The sequence below is a fragment of the Yinghuangia soli genome (assembly GCF_021502675.1).
In the GTDB taxonomy this organism is placed as follows: Bacteria; Actinomycetota; Actinomycetes; order Streptomycetales; family Streptomycetaceae; genus Yinghuangia; species Yinghuangia soli.
The window spans coordinates 86,056-102,869 of record NZ_JAKFHA010000009.1; the positions used below are offsets into that span (position 1 = coordinate 86,056).

Sequence of the window (16,814 nt, forward strand, 5' to 3'; positions counted from 1 at the left end):
CGGGACGCCCGCACCCGGGACGCCCGCACCCGGGATGCTGCGCCCGGGACCGCCGTCAGCCGCGCAGCAGTTCGGCGACCTGCTCGCGCAGCCCGGTCTGGTCCTTGCTGCCGTCCAGCAGCTTGCCCGCGACCTCGTACGTCGGCGTCCCGGTGACGCCGATCGCGGTGCCTTCCGCCTCGTCCGCGTCCACCTGGAAGATGTGCCGCCCGTCGATCAGCGCGAGCTCCATCTCGTCGGCGTCCAGCCCCAGTTCGCGGGCCACGCCGACGAGGAACCGCTCCGCCGCGGCCCCCTTCGCGGCGGCCAGTTCCTCGACGCGCGCCAGCACCGCCGCCACGTACTCCCACTGCCGGCCCTGGGCGCGCGCCTCCTCGGCGGCCTGCGCGGCGAGGTGCGCGTGCTTGTGCTTCTCCAGCGGGAAGTGCCGCAGTTCGATGTCGAGTCCGGGGCCGAACTCGGCGCGCAGCGCGGCCAGATCGTCCAGCGCGGTGCGGCAGTCCGGGCATTGCAGCTCGCACCAGAAGTGCAGCCGCGGCAGTACGGGAGCGTTCATGACCGAGATTCTCCCAGGGAGGACGCGGCACCTCGTACGCGCGGACGACGCCGCAGCCCTGCGCGCCGGGCACTATGGAAGGGTCTTGACGCGGAGGGAGCCCGAGATGTCCGGCGCAGGAGTGGTGACAGGGGCGGTGTGCGCGGCCCTGACAGGGCTCGGGCTGGTGCTCGCGGTACGCGCGGTACAGCAGGACAGCTACCTGCGGGCGACGCGCTGGGTGGGCTTGGCGCTGATCCCGACCGGGCTGTTCCTGACCGGTCTGGCGACGCTGGGCCGGCGGGTTGTGGACGCGACCGCGGACTGGGCGACCGACCTGGTCTTCGGGATGCGGGCCTGGGCGGGCGTGGCGGTGCTCGTGGTGGCGTTCTCGCTGCTCCTGCTGGTCCGCACCCTCGGGTCGCGGCGTTCGGGCGACGCAGGCTCCGGCGCGGCCGCGGATCCGGCAGGGCTGTCCGGCGCGTCCGGGCGCTCCCTGACCGGGGCGGCGCCGGCGGCAGGTGCCGCGGCGCCGAAGCCCGCGAAGCAGCCGCGGGCGCGGCGGGGGAGCAGCAGCGGAGCGGGCGACGAGTTCGCGGAGATCGAGGAGATCCTGCGCCGCCGCGGAATCTGACCGCGGCACCTGCACCCGGTGCGCGGCGGCCGGAACATGCCGTCGGAATTGCCGTTCGTCCGCCCTATGCCGGAGAACTGCTTGTGAACCTGGTCACTTATCCGGGAGTTGCAGAGTTGCGCGCGGCGTCGGCGCCGCGATGCCGACGAGGGATTTCCCTCACCGGCTCCTTGTGCGCACATTGACCGGTTGATGCGCGCGTGCGGATATGTATGCGCGAATAACCGGGAAGTTCAATCGGTTACGAGCACAACTCGAACCGGACTCGAACCAGACTCGAACGCGAGTCGAACCGGATAGGACGCGGTTCCGCGAAAATGCGGACTCGTCGACATCCACTGCGCACCCTCGGCCGCGCCGACGAGAGCCGCGCGTCGGGACCTGCGCCAGGAGTTGTACGAGAGGCCTCGGGAACCCGCGTACGACCCGCTCAGGCGCCCGCAGAGGCCTGCGCAGCCCACGCGCACCAGGGGAGCCCGCAGCGAGATCCGGCCGGGCCGGGACAGCCCGCCGGAGGCCGCAGGACGGCATCGGAAGCCGCGCCCCGCACTCGTGCAGGCGCGGCGGTATGGCCGCCGGAAGCGGCGGAGCCGGCCGGACCCTCTTCCCCGAGTGGGAGGTCCGGCCGGCCCTGAGTGTCACGAGAGCAGTTCGCCGCTGCCACCGTTTCCGCAGGTCCGGGCCGGTCCGTGGAGACCGGGGAACAGGTCCTGCCGAGGCGGCGGAGCGCCGGTCAGCTCTCCGCGAGGATCTGGGACAGCTCGCGGTCGAGGTCGAAGTACCGGTGTTCGGCACCCGGCGCGACCGCGGCGTTGGTGCGCTTCAGGAACGATTCGAGGGCCCGGGCCGGGGCCTCGAGGAGCGCTTCGCCCTCGGGAGAGCTCAGCGCGATGCACACGATGCCCTGACCGTGGCTTCGGGACGGCCACACGCGGACATCTCCGGTGCCCGAGGGCTGGCGCAGCCCTTCGGCGAGCAGGTCGCGGGCGAACACCCAGTCGACCGTCTCATCCGCACCCGTGTGGAAAGTGGCATGCACCGCGTAGGGGTCCGACGAGTCGTAGCGCAGTCCCGCGGGGACGGGAAGCGAAGACTCGGCGGAGACGACGAGGCGCAGGTGCAGCTCGCAGCTGACCGTGGTGTTCATAAGCGCCATGGCCTTTCGCTCAGTGTGCGCTCGGGGATTCGCACTCGGCGTTCGCAACATCCCACCTACGCGCGGTTCGTAAACGTCGTTGCCCGATATACGCGGCTCTGGGTACTCCTTAAGAGCGAAGTCCTCGCGAAACCCGTCAAAGGGGTGGCAGAGCGCCTTGCGGGGCCGTGGCACGGCCCGGGTGCCGGGTCTGCCGCGCGGTCTTGCCGGGGGCATCGCGGGGCGCCTTCCCGGGGCCTTCCCGGCGGGCGCGTCCGAACCTGTGTACGCCCGGGTCTGTGCCGTCGCGTGCGCCCCCTTGTAGCGTTGTGCCTCCGCAGACGACGTTTACGCACCGCGCGCAGTAACAGCACGGAGAAAGGGGTACCAAGGATGGACACGGGGGCCGCAGGCGCCGCCAACGGGGCGCCCACCGCCGAGACCGACGCACCGGACGCCATGGAGCCCGCCGAAGAGTCCAAGGTCCCGCAGCAGCGCGGGCACACTTCGCGCGCGCCCCAGTTCATCAAGCGCTCCCGGACGCTGCACCTGACGTGGCAGATCGGTGTCGCGATCGTCGGCTTCGCGGTCATCGTCGCGGGCCTGATCATGATGGTGATCCCCGGTCCGGGCATCCCCGCGGTCCTGGTCGGCCTCGCGATCCTCGGCACCGAGTTCGTGTGGGCCCAGCGCACCCTGCTGTGGACCAAGGACCAGGCGACGAAGGCCGCGCAGCGGGCGCTCGACCCGAAGACCCGGCGGCGCAACCTGATCATCCTGATCGTCGGCGTCGTGCTGATCGCCGCGGCGGCCGGGCTCTACCTGTGGAAGTACGGCCTCGCGCTGCCTTCCTGAGTACACGCCGGGTACGTGCCGAGTACCTGCCGGGCGCGCTCCGCGGCGGTGCGTGGCACCTCCGGGCATGCGGTAAGGTTCTTCCAGCGCCTGGGCGATTAGCTCAGCGGGAGAGCACTTCGTTCACACCGAAGGGGTCACTGGTTCGATCCCAGTATCGCCCACCCAGGCAGAAGGCCCGATTCTTGCGAGGATCGGGCCTTCGGCGTTTTCCGGACCGGAAGCAAGGCGCGCCGCACCAGCCGCAAGACGGGACCCGCTGTCGGGTCTCACGAGGCGGCACGTAATGATCTGTCAGTGACCGACACCGACCATCCCTGCACAAACCGGTGGACCGGAGGCACACAGTGACCGCGGCCGGAACAGGCCTGCTGTTCTCGCCCTGGCTGTGGCTCGTACTGCCGCTGACCGTCTGTGCCGACTCCGTCGTACCGATTATCCCGGGCGACGAGCTGGTGATGGCGTCGGCTGCGGTGGGCCGCGGGAACTTCGGGTACTTGGCGCTCGTGCTCGTCCTGGCTGCGGTCGGGGCGTTCATCGGCGACCAGTGCGCATATGCGGTGGGCCGGGCCGGTCTGCGCCGCGGCGGCGACATGACGCTCGGCCCGCGCCGCCAGAAGGCTTTCGACCTGGCCGAGCGGGCGCTCAACAAAGGCGGCATGGCGACGCTGGTGGCGACCCGCTTCCTGCCCGGCGGGCGTACCGCGGTGAACATCCTCGCGGGCCGGGTCGGCTACCCGCTGCGGCAGTTCCGGGCGGCGACGATGGTCGGAGCGATGGTCTCCGTGTCGTACGCCCTGACCCTCGGCGCACTGGCCGGGAAGTTCGTGCACGACAGCCCGATCTTCGTGGCGGTCGGCGGCATGCTGCTGGGCGCCTCGGTGCCGCTGCTGGTCGGCATACCTGCGCGCATCGTGAAGGTGTGGCGCCGGCGCCGAATAGCCGGCGCCGAACTCGCGGCCGCCGAGGTCGCCACGGAAGCCGGAGCGGAGGCCGGCTGACCGGAGGCGGCGCGAAGCGGTCCGAGAGGACGGCGGATGCGGCGGATGTGACGGACGCCAAGGCAGACGCGAAGACGAAAGCGAAGGGCCGGGTGCCGGGGAGTTGTCCCCGGCACCCGGCCCCTTTTGCGTCCGGTCTTTCGTCAGGCCTTGTCCGGCCGTCAGGCGCCGCGCTCGGCGAGCATGGTGCGCATCAGGTCGATCTCGGACTTCTGGCCGTTGACCATGCCCTTGGCGAGCGCCTTGACGGTGTCGCTCTGGGCGTGGTTCAGGCCGTCCTGCGCCATCGCCACACCCGCCTGGTGGTGCGTGATCATCAGCTGCAGGAACAGGACTTCGGCCTGCGGGCCCTTCAACGTGCGCAGCTGCTCGAGCTGGGCCTTGGTGGCCATGCCGGGCATCTGCGGCGTGTCGGGGCCGGTGGGCATGGTCTGACCGGGCGCCATCGCGTGCCCGCCCATCGCGGCCATGCCCTCCGCCGACATCCACTTCATCGGCGCATCGGTGGTGGTCTGGGTCAGACCCCACAGGTCGAGCCAGCCGGTCATCTGACCGATCTGGTTCTGCTGCGTGGTGATGATGTCGTACGCCAGGCGCCGAGTGGCCTCGTCCTGCGTCTGGTCGCGCACGATGAACGACATCTCGACGGCCTGCGTGTGGTGGACCTTCATGTCGCGGGCGAATCCGGCGTCCACCGAGGTGGTGGACGGCGGGTTCGCCACCTCGGCCCGAGGGCCCCGAGCGTCCACGATCGGCGCGGTGGGTGCCGGGCTCTTGTCGCCGTCGGACGAGCACGCCGCGAGTGCGGGCAGCCCGAAGACCGCGGCGGCGAGGAGCGCCGCCGCTTTGGTGCGGGGGGTCACTCCGGCTTCCCCGTTCCACCACTGCAGGACGCGCCGTACTCCGGGGTGGTGTCCTTGTTGTTGCGGTAGGTGTCGATGTAGGTCTTGATCCGCGGGTCGTCCGCGTTGTCGACCTTGAGCTGCAGAGCCCAGGAGCTGAGCGTGATCGGGCTCGACATGCCCTCGTGCGGGCTCAGGAGCATGTAGTCCTGCTTGGCGAACGCCTTGAGCTTCTCGAGCTGGTCGGCGGGCAGCGTGGGCGAGTAGGTGATCCACACGGCGCCGTGCTCCAGCGAGTGGACCGCGTTCTTCTGCGGGACCGGCTTGCTGTAGATGCCGCAGTTCAGCCAGGTCGGGTGGTGCTCGCCGCCGACCGGCGGGACCTGCTCGTAGGTGATGCTCTTGTTGGGCTCGTGGCCCTGCTCGGCGACCCACGCCGTGACGCCCTGGATCGGGCTGCCGCCGTTCGAGCCCGCGGGCTTGACGTTGGCGACGATCGAGCCGCCGGAGGACCCGCCCTTGTCGTCCTCGGTCAGGACGACGGCGGCGAGGCCGGCGATCACACCGCCCGCGACCAGCGCGGCGGTCGAGCCGATGATGATCGAGCGGCGGCGCGCGGCCTTGGCTTCGCGCTCGCGCTGCTCGGCGACGCGCTGGCGCGCGGCGGCCATCTTGGCGTTCTTCGTCTGCTTCTTCGAGGTGCCGGACTGCGGCCCCATGGTCCCCTCCGGGGAAATGTCGCATTGCTTTTGGCGGTCGATGGACGAGCGAGAGCGCCGGGCGCTGCGCCGCGGACGGCGGCGGATGCGGTGCGGGCGGCGCTGGGAGACCGCTCAGGTGCGACTGACGCAGAGGTCCGTCAAGTCGGTGGGGACGGCGCTCGCGGCGGGCGCGAACGCGGGTCCGGCGCCGTCCGGGTCGACGAGCCACGGCGGCACGAACGATCCGAGGGGTGCGGGGAGCACCGGCGGGATCGGCGGGCTCGTCGACGGCGTGCACACGTGGGTTTCGGTGCCGCAGCCGCCCGGCCGGCCCTGCGAGTCCTGCGGACTGCTGGCATGGAACGGGCAGGCGGCCGGGACCACCGGCCCCGCAGCCCCGGGCTGCGGGTGCGCGGAAGCGGAGGCCTCGGCGTGCGAGGGGAAGGCCCCGCCGATGAGTGCGGCCAGCATGAGCAGCGCCACGGACAGCGCACGGACGGCGGGCCGCAGCGGTGCGGCCTGGTGCTCCGTCCGATGCTTCACGGACCCATTCTCACCCGAACGAGTGAACGTTCCAGAGTCGGGAGGCATATTTGCCGGATCGAAAGGGAAGGCGGTGCCGCGCAAGTCGCAACGAAGCGGTCATTTGGCGGGTGATGGCGGCCCAGGGGAGCGACCTGAGGCGGCCTCGGGGGAGCGGCCGGGGGTGGCCGGGAAGCGGCCGCGGACGGGCCGGAACCGCGGCGTCCCAGGAGTCCGCACATGATCTTCACGAATGCTGCGCAGAAGGCCCCGGGAACCCGCATATCCGTTCCCTAGCGTGACTCGTCAGCCGCCTGCGGGGGAGGCCTGCCGGTATCCCGCACCGCCGGGCGGAATGGCGAAGGGGTGGGCATGGGCGGGCAGTTGCGGGCAGGGGATGCGCGGGAGCCGCGGCGCGGGGTCGCTGCCGTGCGGGCCGGGAGCCGGGCATGAGCGGCGGTGCGGGAGGCGGCATACCGGGCGGCGACGACTCCTTCGATCCGTACCGGCCGCCCGGCGAACCGGGGGAGCCGCGTAGCGCGGAACCGGACAGCGCAGAGCCGGACAGCGCAGAGCCGGGCGGCGCAGGATCGGGCGGCGCAGGACCCGGCAGTGAGGCACCGGGCAGCGAGGAGGCAGGCGGCGAGGGGCCGGGTGAACCTGCCGGGACGGGTGGGGCAGGCGATGCGCCGGAGTTTCCCGACCGGCCGTTCGGCTCGTTCGAGGCGTTCGGCCCGCCCGGCACGGTCCCGGAGTGGTACGCGCGCCCCGACAAGCCGCCGTACGCCGAGCGCCCGGGAGCCCCGGTCCCGGTGCTGGCCGTGGCGGGGGCGACCGCGCTGGCCGCCGGGCTTTTCACGGCCTCGGACGGGCTCGGCGCGAACGTCCTGATCGTGTCGGTCGCGGCGGCCGCCACCTCGGCCGTGGCAGTGCGGGGGAGCGGCCGGCGTCTGCGGCCGTGGACCGCGGCCCTGGCACTTGTCGGCCTCTTCCTGGCCGCGATGCCGATGTGGCGCGGTGCGGGCTGGTTCCATGCGGTCGCACTCGCCGCCGCGCTGGGGGCCGCCTCGCTGGCCCTGGGCGGCGGCCGCAGCGGCTGGCAGCTGGCGACGCGGCCCTTCGCGGTCCTGGCGACGGTGCCGTCCGGGCTGGCCTGGCTGCGCAACGGCCTGGCCGCGGTCCTGCCGCGGCGGGCCGGCAGCCTGGGCGCCGCGGTGCGCGCGCTCGCGGTGACGGCCGTGGTGACGGCCGTGTTCGCCGCGCTGTTCGCGGCCGCGGACGCGGTCTTCACCGAACTGCTGGAGGGGCTGGTCCCCGGGGCCGGGTTCGTGCTGGCCCTGGTGTTCGCCGCGCTCGGCGCCGCACTCGCGGCCGGGGCCGCGCTGGCCGCGGTCCGGCCGCCGCAGGACGACCGGCCGTTCTGGCGCACTCCGGCACTGCCGCGCATCCGGGTCCGCGGCCGCATCGAGTGGGTGCTGCCGCTCGTGGTCCTGGACGCGATGTTCCTGGTATTCGCGGCGGTCCAGTCGGTGGTGCTCTTCGGCGGCCACGACGCGCTGCTCGACGACGCCGGCACCACGCGCGCCGAGTACGCCCGCGAGGGGTTCTGGCAACTGCTGTGGGCCACGGTCTTCACGCTCGCGGTGATCGCGCTGACCATGTACGCCGTGCCGCGCGACCGCCCCGAGGACCGCAGGCTCGCCAAGCGCCTCGTCGCGGTGCTCGGCGTCCTCGCCCTCGTGGTGGGCGCGGCGAGCCTGTACCGGACCCGGCACTACATCGACGACTTCGGGCTCGACCGCAGCCGCCTGGTGATGGCCGGCGCCGAGCTGTGGATGTGCGTGGTCGTGCTGCTGGTCCTGCTTGCGCTGGTGCGGCGGCCGGTCGCCGCCGCGCTGCCCCGGGCAGCGGCCGCGGCGCTGCTGGTCCTGGTCGCGGGGCTGGCCGCGGCGTCGCCGGACGCGATGGTGGCGGACCAGCGCGTGAAGCTGTTCGAGCGCACTGGAGAACTGGACCTCGCGTACGTGCAGGGCCTGTCCGTCGATGCGGTGCCCGCGCTCGACCGGCTGCCCGAGCCGTACCGCTCCTGTGCGCTGCGCGACATCGCGGGCGACTTGTCCGACGACGAACGCCCTTGGTACGCACGCAGCATCGCGTTCGAACGGGCGAAGCGCATCCTGGCGGACCGGCCGGCGGACGCGTCGGCGTCGTGTGCATCGACGCTGCCGTCCGCACCCGGGCCGGCGGGCGGCAGCCGGGCAGCGGAACGGTGACCGCGCCGGTCGACCTGCTCGGCCCCGGAACCGGGGCCGACGGCAGGGGCGGTTCCGGGATCCCGGGCGTCCCCATCCCGGTCGCGGTGCCGGTCGCCGCGCTCGCCGCCGGGGTCTGGGCCGCGTTCACCTTCACCTCCGCGCTCGGCGCGAACCTGCTGATCGCGGCGCTGCTCGCCGCGGTCGGCGCGGCTGCCGCCCGCCGGGCCCGCGGCGGCCGGCTGCACGGGTGGGGTGCGGTCTGGGCCGCGGCCGCGCTCGGGTTCGCCGCGCTGCCGCTGTTCCGCGACGACAGCTGGCTGCACCCGTTCACCACGGTCGCCGCGTTCGGGTTCGGCACGCTCGCGCTCACCGGTCCGCGCGGCTGGCGCGGCATGCTCGCCCGGCCGTTCGTCCTGCCCGGTGCGGTCCGGGCCGGCTGGCAGTGGGCTGCGGACGGGCTGGTCCGGCGGGTCCCGCAGCGGACCGCAGCGGGTTCGCTCGCCGTGGCGTTCGGGCTGTCCGCCGCGGTGCTGCTGCTCTTCGGAGGGCTGTTCGCGGCCGCGGACGCCGTGGTCGGGTCCTGGCTCGACGACGCGGCCGACGCGGCCGAGGCGGTCGACCCGATGGCGCACACCGGGCGCTGGATCCTCGGCGCGGTCGCGGCGAGCGTCGCGCTGGGGGCTGCGTGCCTGGCGGCCCGGCCGCACCGGCCCGAGCCCGAGCCGCGGAGCCTGCGGGTGCCCAAGGCCGTCGAGTGGGCACTGCCGCTACTCGTGCTCGACCTGGTCTTCGCGGTGTTCGTCTTCGTGCAGATCGCGGTCGTCGTCTTCGACGGCTACCACGACGTGCTGGCCGACCAGGGCATGAACTACGCCGAGTACGCCCGGCAGGGGTTCTTCACGCTGCTGGTCGTCACCGCGCTCACCCTCGCCGTGGCCGCCGCCGCATCGCGGTTCGGCCCGGCGCGCGGGGCGCCCGGCCGCCGGCTCTTCGAGACCCTGCTGGGCACGCTGTGCGTGCTGGCGCTGGCCGTGGTGGTCTCCGCACTGCACCGGCTGCAGCTGTACGTCGACTACTCCGGCCTGACCCGGCTGCGGATCTGCGCGGCCACGCTGGAGCTGTGGCTCGGGGTGCTGCTGGTGCTGATCCTGGCCACCGGCCCGTGGGCGCGCGCGGCGCGCCGGTTGCCGCGGCTGGCCGGGGCGTCCGGAGCGGCGATCCTGCTCACCCTCGGCGCGCTCTCGCCGGACGCGCTGATCGCCCGGGTGGGTGTCGAGCGGCAGCGCGAGTCGGGCGTCGTCGACGTCCGCGACATCGAGGGGCTGGGCGCCGACGCGGTGCCGTGGCTGGACAAGCTGCCCGAGCCGCAGCGGTCCTGCCTGCTGCGCCCGATCGCCCGCGATCTGGCCGCCGCCGAGCCGTGGTACGCGACGAACCTCGCGCGCGGCCGGGCCCGGGACCTGCTCGCCGAGCGCCCGCCGCTGGCCGGTCCGGCGTGCGAGAGCCGCGAGTACCGCGGTGACTCTTCCCGGTGATAACCGAGGCGCGATCCACCTCCGCACCCCGATAGCATCGGAGCCACATCATCAGGCCAACATGTCAGGAGAAGGCTGTGTCCGACGCCCGAGTGATCATCAAACGCGACCCGGAGCGGGAAGAGCGCTTGGTGGCCACCGGCACGACGGCCGCCGATCTCTTCGACGGCGACCGCTCGGTCGTGGCCGCCCGGGTCGGCGGGGTGCTGAAGGACCTCGCGTACCAGGTCGCCGACGGCGACGAGGTCGAGCCCGTGGCGATGGACTCCGCGGACGGCCTGGACATCCTGCGGCACTCCACCGCGCACGTGATGGCGCAGGCCGTGCAGGAGCTGTTCCCGGAGGCGAAGCTGGGCATCGGCCCGCCCATCAAGGACGGCTTCTACTACGACTTCGACGTCGCGGTGCCGTTCACCCCGGACGATCTCAAGAGCATCGAGAAGAAGATGCAGGAGATCATCAAGCAGGGGCAGCGGTTCTCGCGGCGCGTGGTCGCCGACGACGACGCGCGCGCCGAGCTGGCCGGCGAGCCGTACAAGCTGGAGCTGATCGGCCTCAAGGGGTCCGACGCGACCGCCGACGACGGCGCGAACGTCGAGGTGGGCGGCGGCGAGCTGACCATCTACGACAACCTGAACGCCAAGACCGGCGAGCTGTGCTGGAAGGACCTGTGCCGCGGTCCGCACCTGCCGACCACCCGCAACATCCCGGCGTTCAAGCTGATGCGCTCGGCGGCGGCGTACTGGCGCGGCAGCGAGAAGAACAAGCAGCTGCAGCGCGTCTACGGCACCGCGTGGCCGAGCAAGGACGCCCTCAAGGCGCACCTGACCTTCCTCGAGGAGGCCGAGAAGCGCGACCACCGCAAGCTCGGCAACGAGCTGGACCTCTTCTCGATCCCGGAGGAGATCGGGTCGGGCCTGGCGGTGTTCCACCCCAAGGGCGGCATCATCCGCCGCGTGATGGAGGACTACTCGCGCCGCCGGCACGAGGAGGCGGGCTACGAGTTCGTCTACACCCCGCACGCGACCAAGGGGAAGCTGTTCGAGCTCTCCGGCCACCTGGACTGGTACGCCGACGGCATGTACCCGCCCATGCAGCTGGACGAGGGCGTCGACTACTACCTCAAGCCGATGAACTGCCCGATGCACAACCTGATCTACCGGGCGCGCGGCCGTTCCTACCGTGAACTCCCGCTGCGGCTCTTCGAGTTCGGGACCGTGTACCGGTACGAGAAGTCGGGCGTGGTGCACGGCCTCACCCGGGCCCGCGGCTTCACCCAGGACGACGCGCACATCTACTGCACCAAGGAGCAGATGGCCGGCGAGCTCGACTCGCTGCTGACCTTCGTGCTGAACCTGCTGCGCGACTACGGCCTGGAGGACTTCTACCTCGAGCTCTCGACCAAGGACCCGGAGAAGTTCATCGGGTCGGACGAGGACTGGGAGGAGGCCACCGAGACGCTGCGCAAGGCGGCCGAGAAGCAGAACCTCGAACTGGTCCTCGACCCGGCGGGTGCGGCGTTCTACGGCCCGAAGATCTCGGTGCAGGCCAAGGACGCGATCGGCCGCACCTGGCAGATGTCGACCATCCAGGTCGACTTCCAGCTGCCGCAGCGGTTCGAGCTGGAGTACCAGGGCGCGGACGGCAACCGCAGCCGCCCGGTCATGATCCACCGGGCGCTGTTCGGTTCGATCGAGCGGTTCTTCGCGGTGCTCCTGGAGCACTACGCGGGTGCGTTCCCGGCGTGGCTCGCGCCGGTGCAGGTGGTCGGGATCCCGATCACCGACGCGCACATCCCGTACCTGCAGGAGGTCGCGGCGAAGCTGCGCGCCAAGGGCATCCGCGTCGAGATCGACATGGCGGACGACCGCATGCAGAAGAAGATCCGCAACGCGCAGAAGGCCAAGGTGCCGTACATGCTGCTCGCGGGCGACGAGGATGCGTCGAACGGCGCGGTCTCGTTCCGCTACCGCAACGGCGAGCAGAAGAACGGCATCCCGGTCGACGAGGCGGTCGCCGAGATCGTCAAGGCGGTCGAGGACCGGGTCCAGGTCTGATCCGCACCGCGCTCCGGCGGGGCCGGCATCCGTACGCGGATGCCGGCCCCGCCGCTTTCGTGCGGCGGCCGGGCGCGGCCCCCGGTCAGCGCGACAGCGGACCCGCGGGCGTCCGCGGGCTCGGCAGCGGCGCGGGGGGCGCGTCCGGGTCGGCCGGGACCAGGCCCGCGATCACCACGGTCCCGGTGGCCGGGTCGGCGTACGCCCCGCCGGAGTTGCGCAGCCAGGACGCCGCGGACGCCGGGAGCAGCGCGCGCAGCGCGGCCGGCAGGTCCGCGGGGGCGTCCGGGGCGGCATGCCACGCGCCGGGCGTGCCCGGCAGCGCCGAGGCCGGGACGCGGGCCACCGCGTAGTAGACGAGGTCCTCGCGGTCGGGGGAGCGCAGCGAGCCGTACTCGGGGCTGCCGAGAGCCTGCACGCACCACGACGCGGAGGCCAGTCGGCCGAGCTCCGGGAAGCGGGCGGACAGCGCGGCGGCGTCCGTGCGGACCGGATCACAGCGGTACAGGGCGTCCTCGACGCTCTCCTTGCCCATCTCGCGCTCCGCGACGCCCGCCACCGCGTACGCCGCCACCGCCACCACCGCGACCGCGGCCAGGCCGCCTGCCGCGGCGCCGAGCGGCCGCTTGCCCGTCCCCATCGGAAACCCCCGTCGTCGCCGTCCCGCCGTCGAGTCTGCCGCGCGCCGGGCGGCGCCGCGTCCACCTGCACGCGTACCGCGGCTGCGACCAAGGTCTGATGCCAGGTCTGATGCATCGTCAGTCCTCGCCCGGGAGTGCCCCCGTGCGCCGAACGCGGCGGCCGCGCGTCATAGGATTCGAATCATGACGAGCGAGCCGGAGCAGCAAGACGGGGTGGGCGAGCCGGATGCGTTCCAGCGCCTGTGGACGCCGCATCGCATGGCGTACATCAAGGGCGAGAACAAGCCGACCGGGCCCGCGGCCGACGACGGCTGCCCGTTCTGCGCGATTCCGCAGATGGACGACGAGGCCGGGCTCGTCGTGCGGCGCGGGGAGAGCGTGTACGCGGTGCTCAACCTGTACCCGTACAACGGCGGCCACCTGATGGTCGTCCCGTACCGGCACGTCGCCGACTACACCGACCTGGACGAGCCGGAGACCGCGGAGCTCGCCGAGTTCACCAAGCGGGCGATGACCGCGCTGCGCAAGGCCTCCGGCGCGCAGGGCTTCAACATCGGCATGAACCAGGGCCACGTCGCGGGCGCGGGCATCGCCGCGCACCTGCACCAGCACCTGGTGCCGCGCTGGGGCGGCGACACCAACTTCATGCCGGTCATCGGCCACACCCGGGTCCTGCCGCAACTGCTGGCCGACACCCGGGCGATGATCGCCGACGCCTGGCCCACCGACTGACCGTGCGCGTCCGCGCGAACCCGGAATGGGGAGAGACAGTGACCACTCGTCCGGTACTGGTTTACGACGGCGACTGCGGCTTCTGCACGAAGTCGGTCGAGGTCATGGAGCGCTACATCGACCCCGACGTCGAGGTCACCGCATGGCAGTTCGCGGACCTCGACGAACTCGGGGTGACCGCGGAGCGCGCCATGCACGAGGTGCTGCTGGTCACGCCGACCGGCGATGTGTACGGCGGCGCCGAGGCGGTCGCCAAGCTGCTGTCCTACGAGCGCGGCGTGTGGACGGTGCCCGGCGCGTTCATGCAGATCCCGCCGGTGAACGCGGTGGCCGCCAAGGTGTACCGGCTGATCGCCGACAACCGCTACAACCTGCCCGGCGGCACGCCGGCCTGCGCGCTGCCCGCCGATCAGCGTCCGGGGGCCGGCACCGCCGCCTGAGAGCGCCGGGCGAGGCCGCCGAGGCCCGCCCGGAACTTCTCCCAGGGGACGAAGGCGGTCAGGCAGATCACCGTCGGGAGGAAGTGGATCCCGACGAGCAGCCACGTCATCAGGTGGAAGCCCAGCCAGAAGACCAGCGCGGCGGCGAGCCACCAGCGGCGCAGGAACAGGATGGCGGGCGAGCAGAGTTCGGCGAAGAAGACCACCCACTGGCTCAGCCGCAGCAGGTCCGGGTGGTCCAGGAACCACTTGCCGAACGGGGTGCCGCGGCGCTCGATGGCCCACAGCAGTGTCGCGCCGCTCGCCCAGCCCCAGCCCGACTCGCGGATCTTGGCCCAGGCAGCCAGCGAATACGTCGAGATGGCCGCGACCTGCATGCAGCGCAGCGTCCAGGTGGCGGCCTCGCTGGGGGTGTCGTCGCGGAACCGGGCGCGGCCCGCGGTCGGCAGCACCCACACCGCGATGACCAGCGCGAAGTGGTCGTGGTCGACCTTGCCGTAGCCCATGTTGATCAACTGCCACCAGGTGAACGCCCCGGCCACCAGGAAGCCGAGCGAGCGGTGGAAGCGCCCGGTCGCGGCCAGCGGTGCGGCGATCAGCAGGACCCACTGCAGCGTGTCGGCGATGCCGGGCGTCGGGGTGGGCAGGTGCAGCCAGCGGGCCAGCATCGTGGGCTGGTAGAACTCCCCGGGCAGCGCCGCGGTGCCCTTCACGTCCTGCGTGATGACCAGGATGTCGTACGGCACGAACAGGTAGACCAGCGCGCGCACCCACGCGATGCGCGAGCCGGGCACCGGGGCGAACCACCAGCGGCGGACCGCCCCGGCGGCGGCGCCCAGGCGCGAGCCGCCCGCCGCGGCCTGCTGCGGCGCGGGGCCGGCCGGGGAGTCCGGTACGGATGTCTGCGTGCTCACCTGACCGCCCAATCCGCCAGCTGCTCGGTGACCGTGTGGTCCTTGGCGCCGTCCCGCAGCACCGTGCGGTCGCGCATGACGTAGACGTGCGTGTAGTGCGGCAGGCCCGGCTGCAGGCGGCGCTGGGTGTCCGCGATGTTCTGCAGCAGCGCCGGGTCGGCGATGATCTTCAGGAGCTGGCCTTCGAGTTCGGCCCGGCCCATGCCGGCCCCGTTCCGCGACATCGGCACCTTGATGCGGGTGCCCGCGTCGGTGTCGGCCTCCAGGTAGTGCGCGTCGATGTTGCCGTTCGGGTCGGTGCGGAACGCGAACATCGACATCGGCGCGAACGGGAACTGGTCGTCGTTCCCGAGCAGGCTGCCGTGCACGATCAGGGCGATGCCGAGCGCCGCCGCGAGGCCCCGCCACCATCGCTGGAACGCGGACAGCGATCTCGCCGGCGCGGGCGCGGAAGTCACTGGTGGTCCCCCGGGAGTTGAGTCGGCGCGCGGTTCGCCGCGCCATCGTCGGGATGGCGGTCCGGAGTGCTGCGGATGCCCGGACCGACCGGCCAACTCTACCTACCGAGTATGCGTCCGGGGCTCGGGCTGTCCACAAACGGGGGCGTGCCGCACGCTGCGCACACCGCGGCGTTCATACACTGATCACAACGGTTCACACTGGTCGGCAGACGGCCGGACCCGCTGCGCCACCTGCGCCGACGGGACGCGGAAAGGCGGGCAGGGCATGCGGCGCGGAGCACGGTGGGTCGCGATCACGGCGGCCTCCGCCGTGCTGTGCGGCGGCATCGCGATCGCCGCCGCGGACAGCCCGGCCGGCAAACCCGTGCCCAGGCTGCTGCAGGGCGGCGTCGCCGCCGACCCCGCGGCACCCGGCGGCCGGCGGTCGCTGCCCGGCGATGCGGACCCCGGGCAGCCGGACGCCGCCGAGGCCGCCTGGCTCGCCGCCGGGCGGATCCCCGGCGGCGCGGCGTACCGCGGCATGGCCGAACGGGCGCTGCTCGACCTGCGGCTGCTCACCTCCCCGGACGGCACGGTCGCGGCCGCCTGGCACCCGGTCTGGGACTACATGTGGCCGCGCGACGCCGCCTGGGTGGCCGCCGCGTACACCGCGACCGGCCACGGCGCGGACGCGCTCGCCGTACTGCGCAGGCTCGCCGCCCTGCAGAACGCGGACGGCACGTGGGAGGCCCGCTACCGGCTCGACGGCGGCCACGTCGGAGACGGGCGTACCGCCCAGCTCGACGGCAGCGGCTGGGTGCCCTGGGCGGTCTGGTTCTGGTACGCCTACCAGGCACCGGCCGACCCCGCGGCGGCCGCCGCACTGGACGAACTGTGGCCGGCCGTGGCCGCGGCCGCCGACCGCGCGGCCGGGTCGCTGCGCGGGAACGGCCTGCCGCCCGCCGGGCCGGACTACTGGGAGACCCGCACCGACCAGGTGACGCTGGGCACCGCCGCACCGCTCCTGGCCGGGCTGCGCGGGGCCGCCGACCTGGCCGCCAAGCGCGGCGACAGCGCGGCGGCGCAGCGCTGGTCGCAGGCCGCGGACCGGCTCGCCGCCGGGGTGCGCGGCACATTCGGGCCGCACGGGTACCCGCGTACGCCGACCGCGCGGAGCGGCGCGGACACCGCGGTCACCTGGCTCGGGCCGCCGTTCGCCGCGCCCGCCGCCGACGTGACCGCCGCGGTCCGCGATGCCGAGCAGGAGCTGACCCTGCCCAACGGCGGCATCCTGCCGGGCGGCGACTGGCGCGGGCGCAAGGATGTGGCGTGGACCCCGGAGACGGCGTCGTTCGCGCTGTTCGACGCGGCGAGCGGCGCGCGCGAGGCCGCCGACCGGCGGCTGGCCTGGCTGGACCGGCACCGCACCGGCTACGGCTCGCTGCCGGAGAAGGTCGATGCGGAGGGCCGCCCGGCGTCGGTCGCGCCGCTGGCCTGGACCGCGGCGACCGTGGTGCTGGCGCTGGCCGCGCAGGAGACACCGCTGCCGGTACTGCCCGGCTGAACCGCGGCGGT

The 16,814-nt window shown here is 73.0% G+C and carries 17 protein-coding genes and 1 tRNA gene; 10 read left to right on the plus strand and 8 right to left on the minus strand.

Annotated features, from left to right (window positions below):
- Window positions 1-55: 55 nt before the first annotated feature.
- On the minus strand, window positions 56-556 hold the full coding sequence (locus tag LZ495_RS17530) for a DsbA family protein (RefSeq protein WP_235053170.1): 501 nt from the start codon (window positions 554-556) through the stop codon (window positions 56-58).
- A 106-nt stretch (window positions 557-662) separates the two neighbouring features.
- Between LZ495_RS17530 and LZ495_RS17535 the strand changes: the two genes are divergently transcribed.
- Window positions 663-1,169 carry a hypothetical protein gene (locus tag LZ495_RS17535; RefSeq protein WP_235053171.1) on the plus strand — a complete coding sequence of 169 codons (507 nt, stop codon included), beginning with the start codon at window positions 663-665 and terminating at the stop codon, window positions 1,167-1,169.
- A 733-nt stretch (window positions 1,170-1,902) separates the two neighbouring features.
- Here LZ495_RS17535 and LZ495_RS17540 read toward each other — a convergent pair.
- On the minus strand, window positions 1,903-2,316 hold the full coding sequence (locus LZ495_RS17540) for an SsgA family sporulation/cell division regulator (protein WP_231779752.1): 414 nt from the start codon (window positions 2,314-2,316) through the stop codon (window positions 1,903-1,905).
- A gap of 381 nt (window positions 2,317-2,697) precedes the next feature.
- On the opposite strand from LZ495_RS17540, the gene LZ495_RS17545 reads away from it, so the two are divergent.
- The 3 genes from LZ495_RS17545 (at window position 2,698) to LZ495_RS17555 (ending at window position 4,160) form a co-directional block, all read left to right on the plus strand.
- A complete protein-coding gene (locus LZ495_RS17545) occupies window positions 2,698-3,159 on the plus strand; it encodes a TIGR02611 family protein (protein WP_372498585.1) in 462 nt (153 codons plus the stop codon).
- 92 nt (window positions 3,160-3,251) lie between these two features.
- A tRNA-Val gene (locus LZ495_RS17550) sits at window positions 3,252-3,323 on the plus strand.
- A 183-nt stretch (window positions 3,324-3,506) separates the two neighbouring features.
- A complete protein-coding gene (locus LZ495_RS17555) occupies window positions 3,507-4,160 on the plus strand; it encodes a DedA family protein (protein WP_235053172.1) in 654 nt (217 codons plus the stop codon).
- 161 nt (window positions 4,161-4,321) lie between these two features.
- On the opposite strand, the gene LZ495_RS17560 is transcribed toward LZ495_RS17555, so the two are convergent.
- From LZ495_RS17560 to LZ495_RS17570, 3 genes are all read right to left on the minus strand, one after another.
- Entirely contained in the window at window positions 4,322-5,023 is a 702-nt protein-coding gene (locus LZ495_RS17560; RefSeq protein ID WP_235053173.1) for a DUF305 domain-containing protein, read from the minus strand.
- Entirely contained in the window at window positions 5,020-5,721 is a 702-nt protein-coding gene (locus LZ495_RS17565; RefSeq protein ID WP_235053174.1) for a thioredoxin-like domain-containing protein, read from the minus strand. Before LZ495_RS17565 ends, LZ495_RS17560 begins: the two co-directional genes overlap by 4 nt.
- Window positions 5,722-5,835: 114 nt before the next feature.
- Window positions 5,836-6,246, minus strand: coding sequence for a hypothetical protein (locus tag LZ495_RS17570; protein ID WP_235053175.1), 411 nt, complete (start codon window positions 6,244-6,246; stop codon window positions 5,836-5,838).
- Between the two features lie 428 nt (window positions 6,247-6,674).
- On the opposite strand from LZ495_RS17570, the gene LZ495_RS17575 reads away from it, so the two are divergent.
- The 3 genes from LZ495_RS17575 (at window position 6,675) to thrS (ending at window position 12,072) form a co-directional block, all read left to right on the plus strand.
- A complete protein-coding gene (locus LZ495_RS17575; RefSeq protein WP_235053176.1) occupies window positions 6,675-8,498 on the plus strand; it encodes a DUF4153 domain-containing protein in 1,824 nt (607 codons plus the stop codon).
- Entirely contained in the window at window positions 8,495-10,015 is a 1,521-nt protein-coding gene (locus LZ495_RS44895; protein ID WP_235053177.1) for a DUF4153 domain-containing protein, read from the plus strand. The genes LZ495_RS17575 and LZ495_RS44895 overlap by 4 nt, the downstream gene beginning before the upstream one ends.
- Window positions 10,016-10,092: 77 nt before the next feature.
- Complete coding sequence (gene thrS, locus LZ495_RS17585; RefSeq protein WP_235053178.1) at window positions 10,093-12,072, plus strand: threonine--tRNA ligase; 1,980 nt, start codon at window positions 10,093-10,095, stop codon at window positions 12,070-12,072.
- Between the two features lie 85 nt (window positions 12,073-12,157).
- On the opposite strand, the gene LZ495_RS17590 is transcribed toward thrS, so the two are convergent.
- Complete coding sequence (locus LZ495_RS17590; RefSeq protein ID WP_235053354.1) at window positions 12,158-12,712, minus strand: hypothetical protein; 555 nt, start codon at window positions 12,710-12,712, stop codon at window positions 12,158-12,160.
- 184 nt (window positions 12,713-12,896) lie between these two features.
- Between LZ495_RS17590 and LZ495_RS17595 the strand changes: the two genes are divergently transcribed.
- Together LZ495_RS17595 and LZ495_RS17600 are read left to right on the plus strand one after the other, a co-directional pair.
- Window positions 12,897-13,445 carry an HIT family protein gene (locus LZ495_RS17595; protein WP_235053179.1) on the plus strand — a complete coding sequence of 183 codons (549 nt, stop codon included), beginning with the start codon at window positions 12,897-12,899 and terminating at the stop codon, window positions 13,443-13,445.
- A gap of 38 nt (window positions 13,446-13,483) precedes the next feature.
- On the plus strand, window positions 13,484-13,885 hold the full coding sequence (locus LZ495_RS17600) for a thiol-disulfide oxidoreductase DCC family protein (RefSeq protein ID WP_235053180.1): 402 nt from the start codon (window positions 13,484-13,486) through the stop codon (window positions 13,883-13,885).
- On the opposite strand, the gene LZ495_RS17605 is transcribed toward LZ495_RS17600, so the two are convergent.
- Both LZ495_RS17605 and LZ495_RS17610 read right to left on the minus strand, forming a co-directional pair.
- Complete coding sequence (locus tag LZ495_RS17605; RefSeq protein WP_235053181.1) at window positions 13,855-14,799, minus strand: HTTM domain-containing protein; 945 nt, start codon at window positions 14,797-14,799, stop codon at window positions 13,855-13,857. The genes LZ495_RS17600 and LZ495_RS17605 overlap by 31 nt on opposite strands.
- Window positions 14,796-15,257, minus strand: a complete 462-nt coding sequence (locus LZ495_RS17610) for a hypothetical protein (protein ID WP_235053182.1) — start codon at window positions 15,255-15,257, stop codon at window positions 14,796-14,798. Before LZ495_RS17610 ends, LZ495_RS17605 begins: the two co-directional genes overlap by 4 nt.
- Before the next feature lie 268 nt (window positions 15,258-15,525).
- Here LZ495_RS17610 and LZ495_RS17615 point away from each other — a divergent pair, with 268 nt between their 5' ends.
- Window positions 15,526-16,803: a glycoside hydrolase family 15 protein gene (locus tag LZ495_RS17615; protein WP_235053183.1), complete on the plus strand. Its 1,278-nt coding sequence runs from the start codon at window positions 15,526-15,528 to the stop codon at window positions 16,801-16,803.
- Window positions 16,804-16,814: the final 11 nt, after the last annotated feature.

Excerpts from the sequence above, each read along its gene's own strand:
- LZ495_RS17535 (WP_235053171.1), top strand. The coding sequence starts at position 663 with ATGTCCGGCGCAGGAGTGGTGACAGGGGCGGTGTGCGCGGCCCTGACA.
- LZ495_RS17595 (WP_235053179.1), top strand. The coding sequence starts at position 12,897 with ATGACGAGCGAGCCGGAGCAGCAAGACGGGGTGGGCGAGCCGGATGCG.
- LZ495_RS17545 (WP_372498585.1), top strand. The coding sequence starts at position 2,698 with ATGGACACGGGGGCCGCAGGCGCCGCCAACGGGGCGCCCACCGCCGAG.
- LZ495_RS17565 (WP_235053174.1), bottom strand. The coding sequence starts at position 5,721 with ATGGGGCCGCAGTCCGGCACCTCGAAGAAGCAGACGAAGAACGCCAAG.
- LZ495_RS17540 (WP_231779752.1), bottom strand. The coding sequence starts at position 2,316 with ATGAACACCACGGTCAGCTGCGAGCTGCACCTGCGCCTCGTCGTCTCC.
- LZ495_RS17590 (WP_235053354.1), bottom strand. The coding sequence starts at position 12,712 with ATGGGGACGGGCAAGCGGCCGCTCGGCGCCGCGGCAGGCGGCCTGGCC.
- LZ495_RS17575 (WP_235053176.1), top strand. The coding sequence starts at position 6,675 with ATGAGCGGCGGTGCGGGAGGCGGCATACCGGGCGGCGACGACTCCTTC.
- LZ495_RS17530 (WP_235053170.1), bottom strand. The coding sequence starts at position 556 with ATGAACGCTCCCGTACTGCCGCGGCTGCACTTCTGGTGCGAGCTGCAA.
- LZ495_RS17615 (WP_235053183.1), top strand. The coding sequence starts at position 15,526 with ATGCGGCGCGGAGCACGGTGGGTCGCGATCACGGCGGCCTCCGCCGTG.